Here is a 20,586-nt window from a genome sequence, read left to right as displayed (position 1 = left end):
TCAGGCTTCTGGGTAAATGTTGCTTTTGCCGGCCCTTTCGCGGGTGAACCCGCTCCCACAGGGCTTTCACAAGGCCTGAGGCCTGTGCAGCTCCTGTGGGAGCGGGTTTACCCGCGAAGAGGCCGGCACAGGATTCAGAGGGCAGCCGCCCCGGCCTTGGCCACCTGGGCATCCTGCTCGGCCTTGACCCCGGACACGCCGATCGCTCCCACCACCTGCCCATCCATCCGCAGCGGCACGCCACCTTCCAGGCTGGTCAGCAGCGGCGCGGTGACGAAAGCGGTACGGCCACCATTGACCATCTCCTCGTAATCCCGCGTCTCCTTGCGCCCCAGCGCGGCAGTGCGGGCCTTTTCCATCGCGATGTAGGCGCTGGCCGGCGCGCAGCCGTCCAGGCGCTCCAGGGCCAGCGGGTGGCCGCCGTCGTCGACCACGGCGATGGTCACGTTCCATTGTTGCGCCTGGGCTTGCTGGCGGGCGGCGGTCAGCACGCGGGCGACTTCGGCCTGGCCGATCACGGACTTGCTATGCATGGTGGTTCTCCGGGTTCAAGGCTGCTTCGACGATTTCGATCCAGTGCCGCACCGGTGTGCGCCCGGCCCCGTCGAGGTGGGCCTGGCAGCCGATGTTGGCGGTGGCGATGACTTGCGGTTTGCCGCTTTCCAGGGCGTTGAGGCGGTTGTCGCGCAGTTGTAGCGACAGCTCGGGCTGGGTCAGCGAATAGGTGCCGGCCGAGCCGCAGCACAGGTGGCCGTCCGGTACCGGGGTCAGGGTAAAGCCCAGGCGTGTCAGCAAGGCCTCCACCGCCCCCCCCAGCTTCAGCGCGTGCTGCAGGGTGCATGGGCAATGGAAGGCCAGGCGCTGTTCGGCGCACAGGCCCAGTTGCTCGACCGGCTCGTCGCGCAGCACCTCCACCAGGTCGCGGGACAGGGCGCTGACCCGTGCGGCCTTGGCGGCGTAGCGCGGGTCCATTTCCAGCAGGTGGCCGTAGTCACGCACGAAAGCGCCGCAGCCGCTGGCGGTTTGCACGATGGCCTCGGCGCCGGCTTCGATGGCTGGCCACCAGGCATCGATATTGCGCCGCGCCCGTTGCAGGCCTTGTTCCTGGGCATTGAGGTGATAGTCCACCGCGCCACAGCAGCCGGCCTGCCGGATCGGCACCACGCTGATGCCCAGGCGGTCCAGCAGGCGTGCGGCGGCAGCATTGGTGTTGGGCGACAGGGCCGGTTGCACGCAGCCTTCCAGCATCAGCACCCGCCGCGCATGGCGCGGTGCGGGGCGTTGGCCGGGGGCGGTGACCCGCGCCGGCAGCTTGCGCTTGAGCGTGGCCGGCAGCAGCGGGCGCAGGGCCTGGCCGCTGCGGGTCAGGGCCTTGAACAGCGCCGGGCGTGGCACCACTGCACGCAGGCCCTGGCGCAGCAGGCGCTGGCCGAGCGGGCGTGGCACCTGCTGTTCGACCACGGCGCGGCCGATGTCCAGCAGGTCGTGGTACTTCACCCCGGAAGGGCAGGTGGTTTCACAGTTGCGGCAGGTCAGGCAGCGATCCAGATGCAACTGGGTGCTGGCGGTGATCGGCGCGCCTTCGAGCATCTGCTTGATCAGGTAGATGCGCCCGCGTGGACCGTCCAGTTCATCGCCCAGCAGCTGGTAGGTGGGGCACGTGGCGGTGCAGAAACCACAGTGCACGCAGGAGCGCAGGATGCTTTCGGCCTCGTCGGCGCGGGCCAGTTGCCGGGCGGTTTCGCTCAGGTTGGTTTGCATGGTCTGGCCTCACAGGTCCGGGTACAGACGGCCAGGGTTGAACACCCCCTGGGGGTCGAGTTGCTGCTTGAGCGCACGGTGGTAGCGCATCAGCGCGGCGGGCAGCGGTGGGCTGCTGGCAGCGCCAGGGGCATGGCAGGTGGCGTGGCCGCCGACCTTGGCGACCTGCTCGCGGATCTCTTGCGCCGGTGCCGTGGACTTGAGCCAGCGCTGCGCGCCACCCCAGTCGATCAGCTGCTGGCCGGGCAGCTCCAGCTCGCCGGTGGCGTTGGGCACGGACAGGCGCCACAGCGGCGCGGGGCCGGTAAAGAACGCCAGGCGCTGCTCGCGCAGGTCGCTCCAGAAGCTGCTGTCCAGTGCCTCGCCGCCCAGGCGCTGGCGTGCCGACTGCACCGAGCCTTCGCCGCCTTCCAGGCGCAGGTACAGCGCGTCGCCGTCATGGCAGGCCGCGCTGATCGGCAGCGGCTGCTGGCCCCATTCAGCCAGCTCCGCCAGCGCCTGGTGGCGGCCCATCGGCAGGCGCAGGCTGAGGCACTGGCGCGGGCGTGGCAGCACTTTCAGCGACACCTCGGTCAGCAGCCCGAGGCAGCCGAAGCTGCCCGCCATCAGCCGCGACACGTCGTAGCCGGCAACGTTCTTCATCACTTCGCCACCAAAGCGCAACAGCTTGCCGTGGCCGGTGATCACCCGCGTGCCCAGCACATAGTCACGCACCGACCCGGCCCACGGCCGCCTTGGGCCGGACAGCCCGGCCGCGACCATGCCACCCAGGGTGGCGTCGGGGCCCAGGTGCGGTGGTTCGCAGGGCAGCATCTGGCCAGCCTCGTGCAGCGCCGCCTCGATCTCGCGCAGCGGCGTGCCGGCGCGGGCAGTCAGCACCAGTTCGGTCGGGTCGTAGCTGACGATGCCGCGGTGGCTGCGGGTGTCGAGCACCTCGCCGGTCACCGGGCAGCCGAGCATGGCCTTGCTGTTGCCACCCTGGATACGCAGCGGCGTGGCCTGGTTCAGCGCCTGGTTGACCTGCTCCAGCAGGGCCTGGCTGATGTCGCGGTCCATGCTCATCAGAAACGCTCCAGTTCGGGGAAGGGCAATTGCCCATGGTGCACGTGCATGGCGCCGAATTCGGCGCAGCGGTGCAGGGTGGGGATGTTCTTGCCGGGGTTGAGCAGGCCCTGTGGGTCGAAGGCGGCCTTGACCGCATGGAACAGCGTGATTTCGTCGCTGTTGAACTGTGCGCACATCTGGTTGATCTTCTCGCGCCCCACACCGTGCTCGCCGGTGATGCTGCCGCCCACGGCCACGCACAGTTCGAGGATCTTGCCGCCGATGGCTTCGGCACGTTCCAGCTCGCCTGGCAGGTTGGCATCGAACAGGATCAGTGGGTGCATGTTGCCGTCGCCAGCGTGGAACACGTTGGCCACGCGCAGGCCGTATTCGCCTGACAGTTCGCTGATGCCCTTGAGCACCCGTGGCAGTTCGCGGCGCGGAATGGTGCCGTCCATGCAGTAGTAGTCCGGGGAGATGCGCCCCACCGCCGGGAAGGCGTTCTTGCGCCCGGCCCAGAAGCGCACGCGCTCGGCCTCGTCGCAGGCCAGCCGCACTTCACGCGCGCCGGCCTGGGCCAGCACGGCGGCGACCCGTTCGCAGTCGTCATGCACATCGGCCTCGACGCCATCCAGCTCGCACAGCAGGATGGCCGCCGCGTCCACCGGGTAACCGGCATGGATGAAGTCCTCGGCGGCGCGGATCGCCAGGTTGTCCATCATCTCCAGGCCGCCGGGGATGATCCCGGCAGCGATGATCTCGGCCACTGCCCGGCCGGCGTCCTCGACACTGTCGAAGCTGGCCAGCAGCACCCGCGCCACCTGGGGCTTGGGCAGCAGCTTGACGGTGACTTCGGTGACGATGCCGAGCATGCCTTCGGAGCCGGTGAACAGTGCCAGCAGGTCGAAACCGGGGCTGTCCAGGGCATCGCTGCCGAGGGTCAGGCGTTCGCCCTCGACCGTGAGGATTTCCACCTTGAGCAGGTTGTGCACGGTCAGGCCGTACTTGAGGCAGTGCACGCCACCGGCGTTCTCGGCGACATTGCCGCCGATGGAGCAGGCAATCTGCGAGGACGGGTCCGGCGCATAGTACAGGCCGTGGGGCGCGGCCGCCTGGGAGATGGCCAGGTTGCGCACGCCGGGCTGCACACGGGCGAAGCGGCCCTGCGGGTTGACTTCGAGAATGCGGTTGAACCGCGCCATTACCAGCAGGATGCCTTTGGCCAGTGGCAGGGCGCCGCCCGACAGGCCGGTACCGGCGCCGCGTGCCACCACCGGCACACCACGCTGGTGGCAAAGCCTGAGCAGCGCCTGCACCTGCTCCAGGCGCTCGGGCAGCACCACCAGCAGCGGCACCGTGCGGTAGGCCGAGAGGCCGTCGCATTCATAGGGCTTGAGGTCTTCCTCGCGGTGCAGGATCTCGAGGTCCGGCAGGGCAGCGCGCAGCGCCTGCAGCAGCGCCACCCGGTCCACGTCGGGCAGCGCGCCATCGACGCGTTCGTCATACAGGATATTCATCGGCTCACTCGGCAACGGTTTTTGTTGTTGTTGGCAAAGCGCTCACCCTTGCAGCCTGCGCGTGGCCGCCGCCCGGGTCGAGTACGGGGTGAACTGGTCCTACCAGTTTTTGCGACGGGTACTGGTTATTGACGGCTTTGCCTGGCTAGATTGAGGCAGGTGGTCGAAGTGGTCCTACCAGCAGGAGGGTACGCAGTGGGTACTGAAGGCAAGGCCAAGGTCGCCGACCAGGTGGCCGAACGGGTCGAGCGGCTGATCGTCGAAGGCGTGCTCAAGGTGGGCCAGGCCCTGCCGTCGGAGCGGCGCCTGGTGGACAAGCTGGGCTGCTCGCGCTCGGCGCTGCGTGAAGGCCTGCGCATCCTGCGCGGGCGCGGCATCATCGACACCGAGCAGGGGCGGGGCTCGTTCGTTGCCGACCTGACGGGCCATGCGGGTGCCACGCCGTTGATGCACCTGTTCGGCTCGCAGCCGCGTACGCTGTTCGACCTGCTGGAAGTGCGGGCGTTGCTGGAAGCCGAATCGGCGCGCCTGGCGGCGCTGCGGGCCACCGAGGTCGACCGTTTGCTGATCCGTCGGCGCTATGAAGAAATGCTGGCTGCGCACGAAACCCCCGAAGCGATCGATGCCCGTGAACATGCCCGCCGCGACCATGCCTTTCACCGGGCGATCAGCGAGGCGTCGCACAACCCGGTGCTGGTGCATACCTTACAATCGCTGAGTGACCTGACCTTGAGCACGGTGTTCGCTTCGGTCAACAACCTGTATTGCCGACCGGCGCAGAAGCGCCAGATCGACCGCCAGCATGCGCGGTTGTATCACGCGGTAATGGAGCAGTTGCCTGAGCAGGCGCAGCGCGCGGCGCGCGAACATATCAACGGGATTTGCGACAGTTTGCGGGAGATCGAGCAGGAAGAGCAGCGGCTGGTAAGGGCTACCATGCGCATGGATGGCTGGGGTTGAGGTTTTGCCTGTGCCGGCCCTTTCGCGGGTAAACCCGCTCCCACAGGGGACCGCACTGGGTTTGAGGTCGGTGCGGTTCCTGTGGGAGCGGGTTTACCCGCGAAGAGGCCGGTGCAGGATTACCTCAATCAATGATCGGCTATGCGGTCATCCTGCGAGAGGAGGGCCCGGGCCAGTTCTTCATCATTGGCCTGCAGGCCCGGGTTGTCCTTGCGGGCTTGTTCCAGCGCCGACTCCACATAGGCGCCACGGATTGCACCACCGCTGGCGACGTAGGCCGAAAGCTCGTCACGCGCCGGGATGATCCGTTTGTCGTCCTTGAAGGTCGAGTAAAGCGAGGCGGAAACACCGGCCGAGGTTGCGACGTCGCCTGCGTCGACGTCAGCCAGGGCAGCACCGGCAGGCAGCAGGAGCAGCAGCGCAGGGGCGAGGAGTAGGTGGCGCATGGTGTGATCTCCAGTAGCATGAAGCCCAAGTAATTGAACCACTCAGTGTTTAAGAAAGCGCAGGTGGGGTGGTAGTTCCCTTGTTCGTTCTGGAGATCGCGGCCCCTTGTAGGAGCGGCCTTGTGTCGCGATGGGCCGCAAAGCGGCCCCCAGGGCCCGCTCAGGCCAACTGGTAAGTAGTCTTCACCCGGGTAAAGAACTGCCGCGCATGCGTGCCTTGTTCCCGCGAGCCCAGGCTCGATGCCCCATTCCCACCAAACGGCACGTGGTAATCCACCCCGGCCGTAGGCAGGTTGACCATCACCATCCCCGCCGAACTGTGGCGCTTGAAATGCTCGGCATGGCGCAGCGAGGTGGTGACGATCCCGGCAGACAGGCCAAAGGCGGTGTCCTCGGCGGCGGTGAAGGCTTCCTCGTAATCACGCACCTTGAGCACGCTCAGCACCGGCCCGAAAATCTCCTCGCGGTAGATGCGCATGCCCGCGGTCACTTCGGTGAACAGCGCCGGGGTGAAGAAATACGCCCCCGCCGGGTTGTCGATGCGCTCGCCACCGCACACCAGCTTCGCGCCCTGTTCAAGGCCGGCGGCCACGTACGACAGGTTCTGCTCCAGTTGCCGGCTGTCGACCACCGGGCCGATGTCGGTGCCGGCTTGCAGCGCATCACCTACCTGCAGCGCGCGAGTACGCTCGGCCAGGCGCGCGACGAAGGCGTCATGAATGCCGGCGGTCACGATTACCCGCGAGCTGGCCGTGCAGCGCTGGCCGGTACTGTAGAACGAGCCGTTCAGCGCCACCTCCACCGCCTGCTCCAGGTCGGCGTCATCCAGTACGATCAGCGGGTTCTTGCCGCCCATCTCCAGTTGCACCTTCTTCATGCCTTCGGCCGCCAGCCGGGCGATCTGCCGGCCGGTGTGCTCGGAGCCGGTGAAGCTGATGCCATCGACCAGTGGCGAGCGGATGATCGTGTCGCCCACGCTGCGCCCCGGGCCGATCAGCATGTTGAACACGCCCGCCGGCAACCCGGCGCGGGAAATGATTTCGGCCAGGGCCCAGGCCGAGGACGGCACCAGTTCGGCCGGCTTGAACACCACGCAGTTGCCAAAGCACAGCGCCGGGGCGATCTTCCACGCCGGGATGGCGATGGGGAAGTTCCACGGCGCGATGATGCCGACCACGCCCAGCGGTTGGCTGAACACATCGATGGCCACGTCCTGGCGCACCGACTGGTACTTCTCGCCTTCGGCGCGCAGGGCTTCCTGGGCGTAGAACTTGAACGAGCGCCCGGCCCGGTCCACTTCGCCCAGGGCTTCGCGCACCACCTTGCCTTCTTCGCGGGCCAGCAGCGTGGCCAGCTCCTCGCGGCGGGCGAGGATTTCCGTGCCGATGAAGTCCAGCGCGTCAGCGCGCTGCTGCGGGTTGCTGCGCGCCCAGGCCGGCTGCGCCCGGCGGGCAGCGGCGATGGCCTGTTCGGTCAGCACCTGGTCGGCGCGTTCGAAGCGTTCGACCACTTCACCCGGGTGGGACGGGTTGCGGTTCTCCAGGATGTCGGCGCTGCTGCCCAGGGGGATGAAGGCGCCATCGACGTAGCTGCTCTTGGTCACGAGGGTCATGCGGTGCGAATCCTTTTTTCAGAAACCTGGCGAGCGACAAAGTCGCTGATGTTGTCCACGGCGCTGTCCATCAACTGTTGCATGGCGTCTTCGCTGCTCCAGGCGATGTGCGGGTTGAGCAGGAAGTCATCGCGGTCGATCAGCTGGAACAACGGGTTGCTCGGGTGCAGCGGCTCTACCTCGACCACATCCAGTGCCACGCCGCCCAGGCGACCTTGCTGCAGTGCCTGGATCAGCGCCGCTTCGTTGACCACGCCACCACGGCCAGTGTTGATCACCAAGGCATCGGGCTTCATCAACGCCAGTTGCCCGGCGTCGATCAGGTTGTAGGTTTCGGGCGTGAGCGGGCAGTTGATCGACAGCACATCGCAGCTTTTCAGCAGTTCGGCCAGCGGCCGGCAGTCGGGGCCCTTGCGCTTGCCGCCACGGTCCTCGAACAGCACCTGCATGCCGAACGCCCGCGCCAGGTGCGCCAGGCGCAGGGCGATCGGGCCGCTGCCGATGATCGCCAGCTGCTTGTCGCGCACATCGCGGATGCGGTGGTTGAAGTAGATGTTCTGGTGCGGCTTGTCGCCGGCATGCACCTGGCGCATCAGGCGGGTGAACGCGGCCGGGCGGCGGAACAGTTCGAGGATCATCGCCAGGCTGTGTTCGGCCACCGTGTTGGCGGCATAGCCCGGCACGCTCGACACCTCGATGCCGTGGGCCTCGCAGTAGGCGACATCGACGATGTCGCGGCCGGTGAGGGCCAGCGAGATCATCTTCAGCCTGGGCAGCTGGCGCAGGTGCTCTTCACGCAGCGGCACGCTGCAGGTCAGCGCCACGGTGGCGTCCTGCAGGTGCTCCAGCACCTGGTCGGGGTGGGTGTAGGCAAACTGCTGCCAGCTGTGCTCGCAGTCAGGGCGCTTGAGGCGGGTGGAAGGCGCCAGGCCTTCGTCGTCGAGGAAGACGATATGTTCGCTCACGGTATTGTCCTTATTTTTTCTGCGCGGGCACGTAGCCGGCGGGCGCCATGCCGACCAGCTGGCGGGTGATGAAGCCGGCGTCCTGGTCGTGGTCCTCCAGCGATTCCTTGCGCACTAGCGCATCGCGCACCAGGTGTGCGCCAAAGAAGCGGAACGGCTCTGGCGGCAGCAGTTTCATCTTCTGGTTGACCAGGCCACAGTTGGCCCATTCGTCGTTGGCATGGGTAGCCAGCGACTTGATGATGCGGCTGGCGAACACCGTGGTGGCCACACCGTTGCCGGAAAAACCGATGCCGTAGCTGACAGTCTGGTGATGGTCGAGGTAGCCGAAGTTCGGCAAGCCTTTCATGGCCCGGTCGATCGGCCCGGTCCAGCTGCTGACCACTGGCACGTCCTGCAGTTGCGGGTACAGGCGACGCAGTTCGGCGGCAACCTTGTCGGCGGCCGGCGACGGCTTTTCATACAGGTTGCCGATGCGCCCGGCATAGGCGAACTGGCCCAGCGGCTTGCCGAACACCACGCGCCCGTCCGGGGTGTTGCGCCAGTAGTTGAGCACGGTGCGCGAGTCGGTCATGCATTCGCCGCCGCTAAAGCCGATGGCGTCGAGCTTGGCCTTGACCGGCGCGGTGGCGACCATGTCGCTGGACATGATCGCGATCATCCGGCGCAGCTCGGGGAACTGCGCACCCCAGGCGTTGAGTGCCAGTACCACGTGGTTGGCCTTCACATGGCCTTTGGCGGTGTGTACCACCGGGTTCTTGCCGCGTTCCAGGTGGGTGAACGGCGACTTCTCGAAAATCTGCACGCCCAGCTTCAGCGCCACGCGGCGCAGGCCGCGGGCCAGCATGGCCGGCTGCACGGTGGCGGCGTTGGGGTCGTAGATGCCACCCAGCACCAGCGGCGAGCCGACGCGGCCTCGGATGGTCTGGCGGTCCAGCTCCTGGAACGGGTTGACGTCGAGTTTCTGCAGGCCGTCGGTGAGCACGCGCCAGGAGTTCATCTGCCGCTGGTTGGTCGCGGTCCACAGCCAGCCGTCCTTGCGGTACTGGGCGTCGATACCGTGTTCCTGGCAGAAGCTGCCGATCTCGTCGATGGCCGACTCGGCGGCCTGGCAGATGCGCCGAGCCTCGACGTCGCCGCAGATGGTGCGCACCGACAGGTACTTGCCCCACCAGTTGGTCGCCACGCCCCCGTTGCGCCCGCTGGCACCGGAGCCGCAGCGGTCGCGCTCGACGATGACGATGGTTTTTTCCGGGTGGGCCGTTTTCAGGCGGATGGCCGACCACAGGCCAAGGAAGCCACCGCCGACGATGCACACGTCGGCTTGAATCGAGTCCTGCAGGGCAGGGGCGAGGTCGCTGTCCAGGTCAAGCGCCTGGGCATACCAGAATCCACGGTACATGAGGGGTGCCTCTGAGCATGTTTGTCTTGTGGGCACATGATGCTCAGCCGGGCCGGCGGGCCGATATTACAGTCATGACAATTGATAGAACGGTGCCGCCTTTTGTCACGGATTTCCTATTTGTGGGGATGCATATGATATGACGGACGCTGGGCGCACTTTAGAATGGCGCTATTGCAAACGTCATGAGGCTTGCGTCCATGGTTGCTCAACAACAAATAGAACAACGGGAAGAACCGGCGCATGCCCCTGTCATCGCTGCGCAGGTAAAGCCGGAACTGCGGGTGGGGTTCGTGCTGATGAACCACTTCACCCTGGTGCCGGTGGCCGGGCTGGTGGACTCGCTGCGCTTTGCCGCCGACAAGTCGTTCCGCAGCCAGCAGGTGTTTTGCCAGTGGGACTGGATGACCCTCGACGACCAGCCGATCACCGCCAGCTGCGGCATGCCCATTTCGCCGACCAAGCCGCTGAACCTGTTCGCCCAGTACGACTACATCGTGCTGGCCGGCGGCCTGCTGGACGAAACCCGCAACCCGCCGGCCTGGTTGCTGGATGCGCTGCGCGAGGTGCATGCCGCGAATATCCCGATCATCGCCCTGTGTTCGGGCTCGTTCGTGCTGGGCAAGGCCGGGCTGCTGGATGGCCGGCGCTGCGCCCTGCATTTCACCTTGCGCGATGAGTTCAGGGAGCGCTTCCCGCTGTCCACGGCGGTGATCGACAAGAGCTATGTGGACGACCGCGGCATCATCACCTGCCCGGGTGGCACCGCCATCGACCTGGCAGCCAACCTGATCCGCCGGCATTGCGGTGCGGTACGGGCGCAGAAGGGGTTGGAATACCTGCTGGTGGACGAGCGTGCCGACGAGCAGGAGGGCAAGGCGGCCAGCGAATGCGTGTACCAGAACGACAGGGTGCAGCGGGCGATCAGCTTCATGCGGGCCAACCTGGATGCCTCGATGACGCTAAAGGCCGTGGCCGAAGCGGTGGGCACCCACCCCCGGCAGTTGCACCGCGAGTTCGTTGCCAATACCCAGGAACCGCCGGCCAACTACTGGCGCAAGCTGCGCCTGGACCATGCCCGGCGGTTGCTGGTGAATACCAGCCAGAACATCACCACCATTGCCTTGGCGTGCGGGTTTTCCGATGCGTCGCACTTCATCCTGTGGTTCCGCAAGCAGTATGGCGAGACGCCGTACAGCTTCCGCAAGCGGCGGCATGAGGTGGAGCGGTTTGACTGGCACGGTGACAAGGTGGGGCTGGACCCGGAGTTGTGAGCGGTTGGCGCTCTTCCTGCTGTGGATCGCTGTAGGAGCGGCCTTGTGTCGCGAAAGGGCTGCGCAGCAGCCCCAGGGTTTCAGCGCAAATGCATAAATTGCCGGGGCTGCTGCGCAGCCCTTTCGCGACACAAGGCCGCTCCTACAGGGACCGCGCTGGTTATGAGAGCTGGCCGAAGGCCTGGATCTCGATGCGGTAATCCGCTGTCGCCAGGGCCGCGCCTACACAAGCCCGCACTGGCGGCTGATCGCCAACCCAGGCGTCATACACCTCGTTCATCGCCGCAAACTCGCCCATGTCGGCCAGCCAGATCTGCACGCGGGTCAGGTTGCCCTTGCCTGCACCGACCTGCGCCAGCCACTGCTCCAGTTGCGCCAGTACGCAGCGGGTCTGCGCGGCGATGTCGCCCGGTTGCAGGGCGACGATGCCCGAGGTTTCGATGCGGCCATCCACCAGCACCATCTGGCTGGCCCGTGGGCCGGGGTTGATACGTTCGATCATCGACAGTTTCCTTAGAACAGCACGTAGGTCTTGCGCAGGGTTTCGCGAATGTCCCACACACCCTCGCAGTTTTCCGGGAACAGCACCGCGTCGCCCGCGCGCAGCTCCACCGGCTCGCCACCGTCGGGGGTGAAGGTGCACCAGCCGCTGACGATGTGGCTGAATTCACGGTTTTTCAGGTGACGGCGGAACACCCCCGGGCTGCTTTCCCATACACCGATGCTGGCGCCGACGGCCTGGTCGGTCTGGTCCTGGGCGGTGGCAGCCTGGGCGATGGGTTCGCCGATCGGCAGGCGGGCAGGGGCCGGGGTGCCCAGGGGGGAGGCGGGGGCGTTGCGGACTACGGTCAGGACTTGGCTCACGTATGGGTTCCTTTGGTTCATGCAGGGACTGCGCAGCACTATCGCACTGGCCTGATGGCGGGCCATATAACGGCTGGGACGGGTCGTGGGATGCTGCTGTCGGGCGGGTAGAACACTTCCGTTTCTTTACTGGGGCTGCTGGCCCTTTCGCGGGTAAACCCGCTCCCACAGGTAATTGCATTATCTTCAGCAGCACTGATCAACCTGTGGGAGCGGGTTTACCCGCGAAGAGGCCGGTGCAGGAAAACCTATCGCTCAGCCAACCGCGACCGGGTCAACAACCCATCCAGCACCACCTCGCACGCCGCGCCCCAGGTGGCACTCACCGGCTGATGCATCAGCACCTCCAGCCCATCGGCGGTAAAGGTCCCGGGGGTGGCAATGGCCTGCCCCAGTGCCTTGAGCGTGTATCCTGGCTGCTGCCCGGCACTGGCCACGCAGTCCTGCAGGTTGCCCAGCACCAGCGCGCGTGCCTCGGCCGCCGGCAGGCCTTTGTCCATCAGCCACTGTTGCAGGTCGTGCAGCAGGAAGTAGAACCAGCCATTCATGCAGGCTGCCACCGTGGCCAGTTCGAACTCGGGCTCACCCCGCAGGACTACCAGCTTGCCCAGTGGCCCGAGGTATTGCGTGGTCAGCGCATCCGGCGGGCAGACCACCACCGTGGACTGGTTGTACTGCGCGGCATACGACAACATCGCACGCACACAGAGGGCGCCGGGGAAGGCGCTTGCTAGTTGCCCAAGGCTCACCCCGGCAGCCAGTGACACCAGGCGCTGGCCGGGGCGCAGGCGTACTTCGCCTGCCAGTTCGCCCAGCGAATGCGGGCGCACGCCAAGGATCACCAGCTCGGCCTGGTCGACCACCGCCTGGTTGCTCGCCAGTACTTCGCAAGCGTGCTCCCGGGCCAGCAGGGCGGCCCGTTGCGCATTGCGCGGTGACAGCAGGATGGGCCCGTCGAAGCCACTGCGGCGCAGGCCGATGACCACTTTTTCGGTCAGCTCGCCGACCCCGAGAATGCCCAGGCTATGCATAGTGCCTCCTTGTCAGCTTTCCAGGCCGGCGCGGCGCTGGCCCCAGTGCAGGTTGAGGTTGACGCCCACGCTCAGTAGCGGCTCCGGCGGGTTGCGGTTGGGGCCTGCCGAGCCGAGCAGAAAGTCGATCAGTTCGTCGCGCTCGCCGCTCAGCCAGTCGGCCAGCAGGGTGCCGGTGGCGGTGCCACGGGTAATACCCAGGCCGTTGCAGCACAGCGCCGCATGCACGTTGGGGGCAAGGGTGCCGAAGTGCGACAGGTGGTTGCGCGACAGGCACATCGAGCCGCCCCAGGTGTATTCGAATGGCATGCCCGACAACATCGGGAAGCGTCGCTCGAACGACTCGCGATGCTGGCGCCCGGCGCGGGCAATGTGGCGCGGGTTGGCTCGGCCGTCGGCGTTGAAGCTGAAGCTGTTGCGTACCAGCAGGCGCTGGTCCGGGGTACGACGCAGGGTGCTGCCGAACGGGTCGGCGGGGATGATGCCCCAGCTGGCCTTGCCGCCCAGGCGCGCCTGTTCTTCCTCGGTCAGCGGGCGGGTCATGCTGGCGTAGGTGAAGATCGGCAGCAGGCGGCCGGGCAGGAAGCCGAAGTGCGAGGCGAAGGCGTTGTTGGTCAGCAGCAGCTGGTCGGCGACGATCTCGCCGTTGGCATGCTTGAGGGTGATGCGCCGGCCCTGCTCGATGTGGGTGATGGTGGTGCGCTCGTGCAGGGTCACGTTACCCGGCAGGCTGTCGGCCAGGCCTTTGGCCAGGGCGGCCGGTTGCAGCAGCTGGGTGCCCGGGGTGTACAGTGCCTTGCGGTAGAACGCGGTGCCGAAGTGCTCGGGCAGGTCGCGGGCGTCGATCATCTGGTAGGGCTGGCCGAGTTTTTCCAGGCCGCTGCGGTACGCCTCGAGCACGGCCAGGCCTTTGTCTTCGACCGCCGCCTGGTACTTGCCGTCCGGGCGGATCTGGCAGTCGATGCCGTGCTGGTTGATCAGCCCGCGCAGGATCGCCTGCGCGCGCAGGTTGAGCTTGAGGTTCATCCGCGCGGTGGGCAGGTCGCCGATGTAGTCGGCGGCACCAATGTCGTGAGGCAGGTCGATGGCAAAGCCGGAGTTGCGCCCCGAGGCGCCAAAGCCAACCTCCTGGGCTTCGACCAGGATCACCTCGTCGTCAGGGTGATGCAGCGCCAGTTGCCGCGCGGCGGCAAGGCCGGTGAAGCCTGCCCCGAGCACCACCCAGCGCGCCTCGCTCCGCCCCCGGTGCGCGGCGCGAGGCTGGCGCCCGGGGCTGAGGTGGAACCAGCCGCAACCGTTGTCGTCCGCGGGGGTAGAGGTGTTTCTGTACATGGGATTTTATCCGTGTTGTTTTCTCCACTATGGCATTGGCGTCCGGGTGGGGACTATGACGGGAGGGACGGGGAATAAGATGTTCTGGCTGCGCGCATTGACCCTGTCGGGCCGGCCATTCTGATGACCGGTCGGTGACAAGCGCAGCGGCGTGGCTACGCTCAAAAATCAAGAAACATCCTGAAATATTTGGCCGGCAGGCCCTGAAGGATCTCGTTCAACCGCTGCAGATGGAAGGCCGCGCTGGTTTGCAGGTTGCCCCAAGGGGGGCCGGAAATCACAGGGTGCGTCGTGCAACCCGGTGCTACTCCAAGCGGAGGCTCATCATGCTCAGGAAATGCTTGTTGGCTTTGGCTATCGGTGCAGTGTTGTCGGCTTCGGCCGTGTTGGTGCCTGACTCCATTGGCGGTACCTCCAGCGCGTATGCGAAGGATGGTGGCGGAGGCGGAGGCGGTGGTGGTCACGGTGGTGGTGGCGGAGGCAGCGGCGGTGGTGGTGGCCATGGCGGCGGAGGTGGTGGTAGTGGTGGTGGCGGTGGTCATGGCGGTGGAGGCGGTGGTAGTGGCGGCGGCGGTGGTCATGGCGGTGGAGGCGGTGGTAGTGGCGGCGGCGGTGGTCATGGCGGTGGAGGTGGTGGTAGCGGCGGCGGTGGCTCGGGTGGTGGCCACGGCGGCAGTGGCAGCGGGCATAGTGGCGATGGAGGTGGGCATGGCGGCCCAGGGCATGATGGCCGCGGGCGCAATGGTGCTGATGATGGCGCCGACCACGAGGCCAACCACGAAGCAAATCACGAAGCCAACCATGAGGCGAATCACGAAGCGAATCACGACGTGGGCGAGCCCCACGGTGTAGGGCATGGCGCTGATGATGGGGCTGACCATGATGTTGGGGATGATCGCGGAGGCGACCAGAACTAGCAGTTTGGGTGCCTGTGCCGGCCCTTTCGCGGGTAAACCCGCTCCCACAGGTACTGTGCCGATCTCAAGCTTGGCGCGGCCCCTGTGGGAGCGGGTTTACCCGCGAAGGGGCCGGCACAGGTTTACAAGCATTCAGATCGACAACCGCACCACCCGGTTATCCAGCACCTGCTGCTCCTGCCCCCGCCGCTTGTTCACCACCAACTCGCCGATCGCAATCAGCCGGGTGCGGGTGATGTTGCGCGACAACCCCAGCAACTGCGCGGTATGCACCTGGTTGTAATGGCAGAACCGATACGCCGACCGCAGCAGGGCATTTTCCACCTTCTCGTACAGGTCACCCGACTGCTCTTCGAAAAAGCGGCTGAACGCCCGCTGCAGCAGATCCTCAACGCCATTGCCCGCAGGCTCTTCCTCCTGCCGTTCGATACGCAGGTTGGACAAGCGCAGGTCTTGCGCCTGCACCGTACCGTCGCCACAGGTCAGCAAGCTGTGGTGAATCACGTTCTCCAGCTCGCGGATGTTGCCCGGCCAACTGTATTCCACCAGCTTGGCCTGGGCCTTGGCGCTCAGCTCCACCGGCCCGTAGCCCAGCCGGTCGCTGTAGCTGCGGATGAAGTGCCGGGCCAGCGGCAGGATGTCACCCGGGCGGTCGCGCAACGGGTGCAACTGCAAGGTCACCACGTTCAGCCGGTAGTACAGGTCTTCGCGGAAATGCCCGGCGTTGATGGCCTTTTCCAGTTGCACGTTGGTCGCCGCCAGTACCCGCACATTGATCGGGATGCTCTTGCGCGACCCCAGCCGCACCACTTCGCGCTCCTGCAGCACGCGCAGCAGCTTGACCTGGATCGGCAACGGCAGGTCGCCGATTTCGTCGAGGAACAGCGTGCCGCCGTTGGCCTCCTCGAACCAGCCGGCCTTGGCCGCCAGGGCACCAGTGAAGGCGCCTTTTTCATGGCCGAACAGCTCCGCCTCGACCAGCGATTCGGAAAAGGCACCGCAGTTGACCGCGACGAACGGGCCGTTGCGCCGGCCGCTGAGGTTGTGGATGTGGCGTGCGACCAGCTCCTTGCCCGTGCCGGTTTCACCGATGATCAGCACGCTGGCCTCGCTGGGGGCGACCTGTTGCAGGTGGGCGAGCAGCGCCTGCGACCTGGGGTCTTCGAAAACCTGTGCGGTGGCCCGGATCGAGGTGGCCAGTGTCGGGGACGGGGGGAGGGTCAGCAGTTGCATGGGCAATCCTCAGGAATAGAAGGATGGGGCAGGGCGCTTGTCGTTGAGGGCCCACTCGCCGAGTTCGTGGATGCGGTAGTCCACCGGGTCGTGCAGGGTTTGCGTGCGCAGGTTGCGCCAGTGCCGGTCGAAGCGTAGCGAAGCATGGGTGGCGCGGGCGCCGGTGACCTCGAACAGGCGGTTGCAGATGTCCAGGCCATGGCGGCTGGCGGCAACCTTGGCGGTGCCGATGGCCAGGGCCAGGTCGCCGCGCTCTTGCGCCGTGAGGGCGTGCTCCCTGGCCCAGGCGGCATCGAGCTGGCGCGCGGCCCGCTCGATCAGCAGGCGCACGCTCTCCAGGCCGACCCAGAACTCGCCGTAATGGCGCAACACGTATGGGTCTTCGGCGCTGCTGGCGGCGCTGGAGCGGAACCACGGCCGGCTTTCCTTGAGCGTGTACTGGCGGGCCTCCTCGAACGCCCCCTCGGCGATGCCGAGGAACAGGTTGGCAAAGTGCAACTGGGCAATCAGCGGGCGCAGGGCGGCGAACGGCGTGCTCAGGGGGCCTGGGTCGAGCAGCAGTTCGTTGTGCTCCACCCGTACCCGCTCGAAGGTGGCGCTGCCGCTGTCGGTCTGGCGCTGGCCGATGTTGTTCCAGTCACTGTGCAGGCTGATGCCGGTGCGGCCACTGGGGATGGCGGCGATCAGCAGCTTGCCGCCGGCACGTTCGTCCACCGCCGAGGCGATGAGCATTTCCGAATCGCTGGCGCCGGAGCAGAAGCTTTTTTTGCCGGAAAACTCGCACCAGCCATCGAAGTGCTTGACCACGGTGCGGGTGTCCAGCGGGTTCAGGGCATTGCCCCAGAACCACTGCTTGCGGGCGGTCTGCTCGAACCACGGTTGCCATTGGTCCGGGCGCGAGAACAGGCGCACGGTGGCCAGCATCAGGTGATGGAAGCCGAACACGTGGGCGATGGAGCTGTCGACCCGGGCGAACTCGCGCACCACCGCGAAGGTGTCGTGCCAGTTGGCGCCCTGGCCGCCGAAGGCCTGCGGGATCACCAGCGACAGCAGGCCGCTGTCACGCAGGGCGTCGCGCTCGGCTTTTGGCGTGCCGCCGCGCTCGTCGCGCTCGACGGCGGTCTGGGCAAACTGCCCGGCCAGTTCGCGGGCGATGGCCAGGGCAGGGCGCCGGGGGGTGTTCACAGGTGCATTCATGGCCGCTCCTCAGGCGCTCTTGCGCAGCGCATGATGGGCGCCGAACAGCGGCACGGCGCGCTCGGCGGCCAGGCGGATACGGGCGGCCAGGGCTGCGCTGGACACCCGGTAGTCGGCCATTTCCGCCTGGCTGGCGAACACGCCGATGGGCAGGGTCAGGGCTTGCAGGAAGCTGAACAGTGGGCGCAGCTGGTGGTCGAGTACCAGCGCGTGGCGCTCGCTGCCGCCGGTGGCGGCGAGCAGCACCGGGGTGTCGACCAGGGCGTCCTGGCCGATCAGGTCGAACAGGTGCTTGAAGTGGCCGGTGAAGCTGCCGCGGTACACCGGCGTGGTCACCACCAGCAGGTCGGCTTTTTCCACCAGGCGCAGTTGCTGTTCAACGGCCTCGGGCAGTTCGCTGCGCCACAGGGCGCTGCCCAGCGGGCGGGCGATCTCGCCCAGTTCGATCAGGTGCGGCTTGATGTGCAGGTGCTGGGCCAGTTCGGCGAGGATCGCCTCGGTCAGGGCCAGGGTGCGCGAAGGGCGGGCAGTGCCGCCGGACAGGGCTACGACGTTCAGTGGGGTGCTCATGGGCAGGTCTCCGGTTCTGGTTGAGCGGGGGACTTTGCTTGAGCAATCGTCGTGCCGAGTTTGAATATTCTTTTATTTCAACTGGTTAGCGCTTTTTTGATGGTTGCGGCGTTGTTGCCGTGCGGGCGTTGCCTGTTGATTGTGTGTTGCGCTGCAGACAGTTGGCCGGGTGTTGGCGGCTGTGCAGTGAGGACAGTTATAGAGCAATGCTTGATGGTTAAAAAAGAATAAGAATTCATATTCTTATGCGAATTATGTTTTACGGGCATGCCGCTGCCTTACCGGTTCCGACAATCCCTTGTACGAACGCCACCAGTTGCTCTCTGGCGGCCATCACCGTTCCCCACTGGGCCTGACCGCACAATAACCCCAGTACCGCCTGGGCGATCGAACGCGCGCGCGATGCCGTCAAGCCGCACTCGGCTGCGACAATTTCGCTGAGCAGTCCGCTGTATTGCGCCTTCAACTGTTCAACCTGCAACAGTTGCTCTTCGTTCAGGTTCATGGCTTCGCGGGTCAGTAGCACCAGCTTGTCCGGGTTGGCCTGGCTGTACGCAACAAACGCCTGGACGAAGCACGGCAAGCGTTCACTGTTGGTACGGGCGCTTTTGAGGCATTGTCGGGTTTCATACAGCAGGTCGGTCAGGCTCGATTCGATCAGTTCGAACAGCAGGCCCTGTTTGCTCTCGATATGGTGGTACAGCGACCCGGCTCGGAGCCCCAGGTGGCTGGCCAGGTCGCGCAGGCCGATGGCCTGGTAGCCGTGGCTGGCAAACAGCGCGCTCGCCGCCTCCAGCAAGCGGTCCCGGGCATGCGGGGCGGGTACGGGCGAGTGGCTGGAGGCGGGCATGGCAGCACCTGTCGACGAATTGATGTTTGACCAAATGTAAGACAACAGGCATCTTACGTAAAGACTCAATCACGGAGGTGTTTTGTGGAAAATCAAACGGTGGTGATCGTAGGTGGCGCCTCAGGTCTGGGCCTGGAAACAGCCCGGCTGATGGTCAAGCGTGGCGCTGGCAAGATCGGCCTGATCGACCGCAACGAGCAATTGTTGCTGCAAGCAGCAGAAGAGCTGCGCGGGCAGGGTGTGGAGGTGGCGATCGCGGTGGGTGACATCGCCCGCAAGGACACTGCCCACGCGGCCTTCGACCAGATCGTCGAAGGCCTGGGCCGGGTGCATTGCCTGGTCAACAGTGCGGCGATCTACCCGCGCAAGGATATCCTCGAGATCACTGACGAAGAGTGGGACCTGGAAAACGCCGTCAATATCAAGGGTACCTACCACATGATGGTCGCTGCGGTGCGCCACATGCAGCAGTACGTGGCAGCCCCGGCGGTGACCGGGCGCATCGTCAACGTCACTTCGGTTGATGCCTTCAAGGCCCACCCGCAAAACGCCCACTATGCGGCGACCAAGGCTGCGGTGGTGAGCCTGACCAAGTCGTTCGCCCAGGCCTGTGCCAAGGACCAGATCCTGGTCAATTCGGTGGCCCCGGCCGGTTTTGCCACCGAGCGCGCCAAGCAGCTGGGTTTCCTTGGTGAACTGGCAGCGGCCAACCCGTTGGGTCGCGCCGCGGAACCAGCAGAAATCGCCGAGTGGATCGTGATGATGGGCAGCAGCCGCAACAGCTACGCCACCGGTGAAAACGTGATCGTCAGCGGGGGTTACATCTATGCCTGAAGTCGCATTTCCCGAGGGCTACCAGCGCGCGCTGGTGACTGGGGCTACCAGCGGTATCGGCAAGGCCATCATACTGGCGCTGCGTGACGCCGGCCTGCAGGTGATTGCGGTCGGGCGCAGCCCGGAAGCGCTCGCGGAGCTGGCTGGCGAGTCGGGTGTGACCACCTTGCAGGCGGATGTACGCGACTACCGTTCGCTGGCTGTTGCGTTGGAAGGGCAAGCGGTGGATGTGCTGGTCAACAACGCGGGCATTCTTTCCACCCGTGCGGCGTTCCAGGACATCGACGAAGCCGAAATCGACAACATGCTCGACATCAACCTCAAGGCGCCGCTGCACCTGGCGCGCCAGGTGCTGCCGGGCATGGTCGGACGGGGCAGGGGGCATCTGTTCTTCATTGGCTCCAGTGCTGGCCGCGCGCCGCACCCGGGGGCTGCTGTATACGGGGCGTCCAAGGCCGGTGTAAGCCTGTTCTGCGATGCCTTGCGCTGTGACTTGCTGGGCAGCGGGGTGCGGGTGACCGAGATTGCCCCGGGCAGGGTGCAGACCCAGCTGTACAAGACCGCCATGGGCATGCAGGCGGCGGGCAGCGAACTGTATGACGGTTATGAGTCGATCCAGCCGGAGGATATTGCACAGCTGTTGCTGGCGGCGCTGAAGATGCCGCGGCAAGTGGATGTGTCGCGGCTGGAAGTGTTCCCCACGTCGCAGGCGGTGGGCGGCGGGCGGATGGTCAAGACCGGCGGTTGATCCGCTAGTTGTATTGGCTGTGCAGATCT

The 20,586-nt window shown here is 66.0% G+C and carries 21 protein-coding genes; 4 read left to right on the top strand and 17 right to left on the bottom strand.

Annotated elements, in window-relative coordinates; all coding sequences use genetic code 11:
* Positions 1–134: 134 nt before the first annotated feature.
* The 4 genes from ABIB24_RS00210 to glcD are packed head-to-tail and all read right to left on the bottom strand — an operon-like array spanning position 135 to position 4,322.
* On the bottom strand, positions 135–533 hold the full coding sequence (locus tag ABIB24_RS00210) for a heme-binding protein (protein ID WP_274079029.1): 399 nt from the start codon (positions 531–533) through the stop codon (positions 135–137).
* Entirely contained in the window at positions 526–1,761 is a 1,236-nt protein-coding gene (gene glcF / locus ABIB24_RS00205; protein WP_274120938.1) for a glycolate oxidase subunit GlcF, read from the bottom strand. The genes ABIB24_RS00210 and glcF overlap by 8 nt, the downstream gene beginning before the upstream one ends.
* Positions 1,762–1,770: 9 nt before the next feature.
* The gene (gene glcE / locus ABIB24_RS00200) at positions 1,771–2,823 is read right to left on the bottom strand and encodes a glycolate oxidase subunit GlcE (protein ID WP_274120939.1); all 1,053 of its coding nucleotides are present in this window, start codon (positions 2,821–2,823) and stop codon (positions 1,771–1,773) included.
* Entirely contained in the window at positions 2,823–4,322 is a 1,500-nt protein-coding gene (gene glcD / locus ABIB24_RS00195) for a glycolate oxidase subunit GlcD (RefSeq protein WP_354315957.1), read from the bottom strand. Before glcD ends, glcE begins: the two co-directional genes overlap by 1 nt.
* A gap of 195 nt (positions 4,323–4,517) precedes the next feature.
* On the opposite strand from glcD, the gene glcC reads away from it, so the two are divergent.
* Positions 4,518–5,282, top strand: a complete 765-nt coding sequence (gene glcC, locus ABIB24_RS00190) for a transcriptional regulator GlcC (RefSeq protein WP_274079032.1) — start codon at positions 4,518–4,520, stop codon at positions 5,280–5,282.
* A 128-nt stretch (positions 5,283–5,410) separates the two neighbouring features.
* Here the strand turns inward: glcC and ABIB24_RS00185 are convergent, their stop codons facing one another.
* The 4 genes from ABIB24_RS00185 to ABIB24_RS00170 form a co-directional block, all read right to left on the bottom strand.
* Positions 5,411–5,728, bottom strand: coding sequence for a DUF2388 domain-containing protein (locus ABIB24_RS00185; protein WP_003260922.1), 318 nt, complete (start codon positions 5,726–5,728; stop codon positions 5,411–5,413).
* Positions 5,729–5,888: 160 nt separating this feature from the next.
* Positions 5,889–7,340 carry an aldehyde dehydrogenase family protein gene (locus ABIB24_RS00180; protein ID WP_354315956.1) on the bottom strand — a complete coding sequence of 484 codons (1,452 nt, stop codon included), beginning with the start codon at positions 7,338–7,340 and terminating at the stop codon, positions 5,889–5,891.
* On the bottom strand, positions 7,337–8,305 hold the full coding sequence (locus ABIB24_RS00175; RefSeq protein ID WP_025338713.1) for an NAD(P)-dependent oxidoreductase: 969 nt from the start codon (positions 8,303–8,305) through the stop codon (positions 7,337–7,339). The genes ABIB24_RS00180 and ABIB24_RS00175 overlap by 4 nt, the downstream gene beginning before the upstream one ends.
* Before the next feature lie 10 nt (positions 8,306–8,315).
* On the bottom strand, positions 8,316–9,707 hold the full coding sequence (locus ABIB24_RS00170; RefSeq protein WP_085591055.1) for an NAD(P)/FAD-dependent oxidoreductase: 1,392 nt from the start codon (positions 9,705–9,707) through the stop codon (positions 8,316–8,318).
* A gap of 200 nt (positions 9,708–9,907) precedes the next feature.
* Between ABIB24_RS00170 and ABIB24_RS00165 the strand changes: the two genes are divergently transcribed.
* Positions 9,908–10,981, top strand: coding sequence for a GlxA family transcriptional regulator (locus ABIB24_RS00165; protein WP_025338715.1), 1,074 nt, complete (start codon positions 9,908–9,910; stop codon positions 10,979–10,981).
* 160 nt (positions 10,982–11,141) lie between these two features.
* Here the strand turns inward: ABIB24_RS00165 and ABIB24_RS00160 are convergent, their stop codons facing one another.
* The 9 genes from ABIB24_RS00160 to ABIB24_RS00120 form a co-directional block, all read right to left on the bottom strand.
* On the bottom strand, positions 11,142–11,483 hold the full coding sequence (locus ABIB24_RS00160; RefSeq protein ID WP_137163640.1) for a RidA family protein: 342 nt from the start codon (positions 11,481–11,483) through the stop codon (positions 11,142–11,144).
* An 11-nt stretch (positions 11,484–11,494) separates the two neighbouring features.
* Entirely contained in the window at positions 11,495–11,866 is a 372-nt protein-coding gene (locus ABIB24_RS00155) for a cupin domain-containing protein (RefSeq protein WP_049866758.1), read from the bottom strand.
* Between the two features lie 227 nt (positions 11,867–12,093).
* Entirely contained in the window at positions 12,094–12,876 is a 783-nt protein-coding gene (locus ABIB24_RS00150) for an NAD(P)-binding domain-containing protein (RefSeq protein WP_137163642.1), read from the bottom strand.
* A 12-nt stretch (positions 12,877–12,888) separates the two neighbouring features.
* Positions 12,889–14,208: an NAD(P)/FAD-dependent oxidoreductase gene (locus ABIB24_RS00145; RefSeq protein ID WP_137163643.1), complete on the bottom strand. Its 1,320-nt coding sequence runs from the start codon at positions 14,206–14,208 to the stop codon at positions 12,889–12,891.
* A gap of 161 nt (positions 14,209–14,369) precedes the next feature.
* Entirely contained in the window at positions 14,370–15,089 is a 720-nt protein-coding gene (locus tag ABIB24_RS26745) for a hypothetical protein (RefSeq protein ID WP_394519617.1), read from the bottom strand.
* A 168-nt stretch (positions 15,090–15,257) separates the two neighbouring features.
* Positions 15,258–16,358, bottom strand: coding sequence for a sigma54-dependent transcriptional activator SfnR (gene sfnR / locus ABIB24_RS00135; protein WP_274079035.1), 1,101 nt, complete (start codon positions 16,356–16,358; stop codon positions 15,258–15,260).
* A 9-nt stretch (positions 16,359–16,367) separates the two neighbouring features.
* The gene (locus ABIB24_RS00130) at positions 16,368–17,555 is read right to left on the bottom strand and encodes an acyl-CoA dehydrogenase family protein (RefSeq protein ID WP_085615236.1); all 1,188 of its coding nucleotides are present in this window, start codon (positions 17,553–17,555) and stop codon (positions 16,368–16,370) included.
* 9 nt (positions 17,556–17,564) lie between these two features.
* A complete protein-coding gene (gene msuE / locus ABIB24_RS00125; RefSeq protein WP_025338724.1) occupies positions 17,565–18,125 on the bottom strand; it encodes an FMN reductase in 561 nt (186 codons plus the stop codon).
* Between the two features lie 259 nt (positions 18,126–18,384).
* A complete protein-coding gene (locus ABIB24_RS00120) occupies positions 18,385–18,975 on the bottom strand; it encodes a TetR/AcrR family transcriptional regulator (protein WP_354315955.1) in 591 nt (196 codons plus the stop codon).
* 84 nt (positions 18,976–19,059) lie between these two features.
* Between ABIB24_RS00120 and ABIB24_RS00115 the strand changes: the two genes are divergently transcribed.
* Complete coding sequence (locus ABIB24_RS00115) at positions 19,060–19,809, top strand: SDR family NAD(P)-dependent oxidoreductase (RefSeq protein ID WP_085615242.1); 750 nt, start codon at positions 19,060–19,062, stop codon at positions 19,807–19,809.
* Positions 19,802–20,557 carry an SDR family oxidoreductase gene (locus tag ABIB24_RS00110; protein ID WP_274079036.1) on the top strand — a complete coding sequence of 252 codons (756 nt, stop codon included), beginning with the start codon at positions 19,802–19,804 and terminating at the stop codon, positions 20,555–20,557. The genes ABIB24_RS00115 and ABIB24_RS00110 overlap by 8 nt, the downstream gene beginning before the upstream one ends.
* Positions 20,558–20,586 lie beyond the last annotated feature (29 nt).

It is taken from the genome of Pseudomonas sp. UYEF17, assembly GCF_040546125.1.
Taxonomy (GTDB): Bacteria; Pseudomonadota; Gammaproteobacteria; order Pseudomonadales; family Pseudomonadaceae; genus Aquipseudomonas; species Aquipseudomonas putida_Z.
Note: the sequence above shows the minus strand (reverse complement) of the source record. Positions and strands in the feature narration are given on the sequence as shown.

Coding starts and splice junctions, on each gene's coding strand:
- ABIB24_RS00210 (WP_274079029.1), bottom strand. CDS start 533: ATGCATAGCAAGTCCGTGATCGGCCAGGCCGAAGTCGCCCGCGTGCTG.
- glcF (WP_274120938.1), bottom strand. CDS start 1,761: ATGCAAACCAACCTGAGCGAAACCGCCCGGCAACTGGCCCGCGCCGAC.
- glcE (WP_274120939.1), bottom strand. CDS start 2,823: ATGAGCATGGACCGCGACATCAGCCAGGCCCTGCTGGAGCAGGTCAAC.
- glcD (WP_354315957.1), bottom strand. CDS start 4,322: ATGAATATCCTGTATGACGAACGCGTCGATGGCGCGCTGCCCGACGTG.
- ABIB24_RS00185 (WP_003260922.1), bottom strand. CDS start 5,728: ATGCGCCACCTACTCCTCGCCCCTGCGCTGCTGCTCCTGCTGCCTGCC.
- ABIB24_RS00180 (WP_354315956.1), bottom strand. CDS start 7,340: ATGACCCTCGTGACCAAGAGCAGCTACGTCGATGGCGCCTTCATCCCC.
- ABIB24_RS00170 (WP_085591055.1), bottom strand. CDS start 9,707: ATGTACCGTGGATTCTGGTATGCCCAGGCGCTTGACCTGGACAGCGAC.
- ABIB24_RS00165 (WP_025338715.1), top strand. CDS start 9,908: ATGGTTGCTCAACAACAAATAGAACAACGGGAAGAACCGGCGCATGCC.
- ABIB24_RS00160 (WP_137163640.1), bottom strand. CDS start 11,483: ATGATCGAACGTATCAACCCCGGCCCACGGGCCAGCCAGATGGTGCTG.
- ABIB24_RS00155 (WP_049866758.1), bottom strand. CDS start 11,866: ATGAACCAAAGGAACCCATACGTGAGCCAAGTCCTGACCGTAGTCCGC.
- ABIB24_RS00150 (WP_137163642.1), bottom strand. CDS start 12,876: ATGCATAGCCTGGGCATTCTCGGGGTCGGCGAGCTGACCGAAAAAGTG.
- ABIB24_RS00145 (WP_137163643.1), bottom strand. CDS start 14,208: ATGTACAGAAACACCTCTACCCCCGCGGACGACAACGGTTGCGGCTGG.
- ABIB24_RS26745 (WP_394519617.1), bottom strand. CDS start 15,089: ATGGTCAGCCCCATCATCAGCGCCATGCCCTACACCGTGGGGCTCGCC.
- sfnR (WP_274079035.1), bottom strand. CDS start 16,358: ATGCAACTGCTGACCCTCCCCCCGTCCCCGACACTGGCCACCTCGATC.
- ABIB24_RS00130 (WP_085615236.1), bottom strand. CDS start 17,555: ATGAATGCACCTGTGAACACCCCCCGGCGCCCTGCCCTGGCCATCGCC.
- msuE (WP_025338724.1), bottom strand. CDS start 18,125: ATGAGCACCCCACTGAACGTCGTAGCCCTGTCCGGCGGCACTGCCCGC.
- ABIB24_RS00120 (WP_354315955.1), bottom strand. CDS start 18,975: ATGCCCGCCTCCAGCCACTCGCCCGTACCCGCCCCGCATGCCCGGGAC.
- ABIB24_RS00110 (WP_274079036.1), top strand. CDS start 19,802: ATGCCTGAAGTCGCATTTCCCGAGGGCTACCAGCGCGCGCTGGTGACT.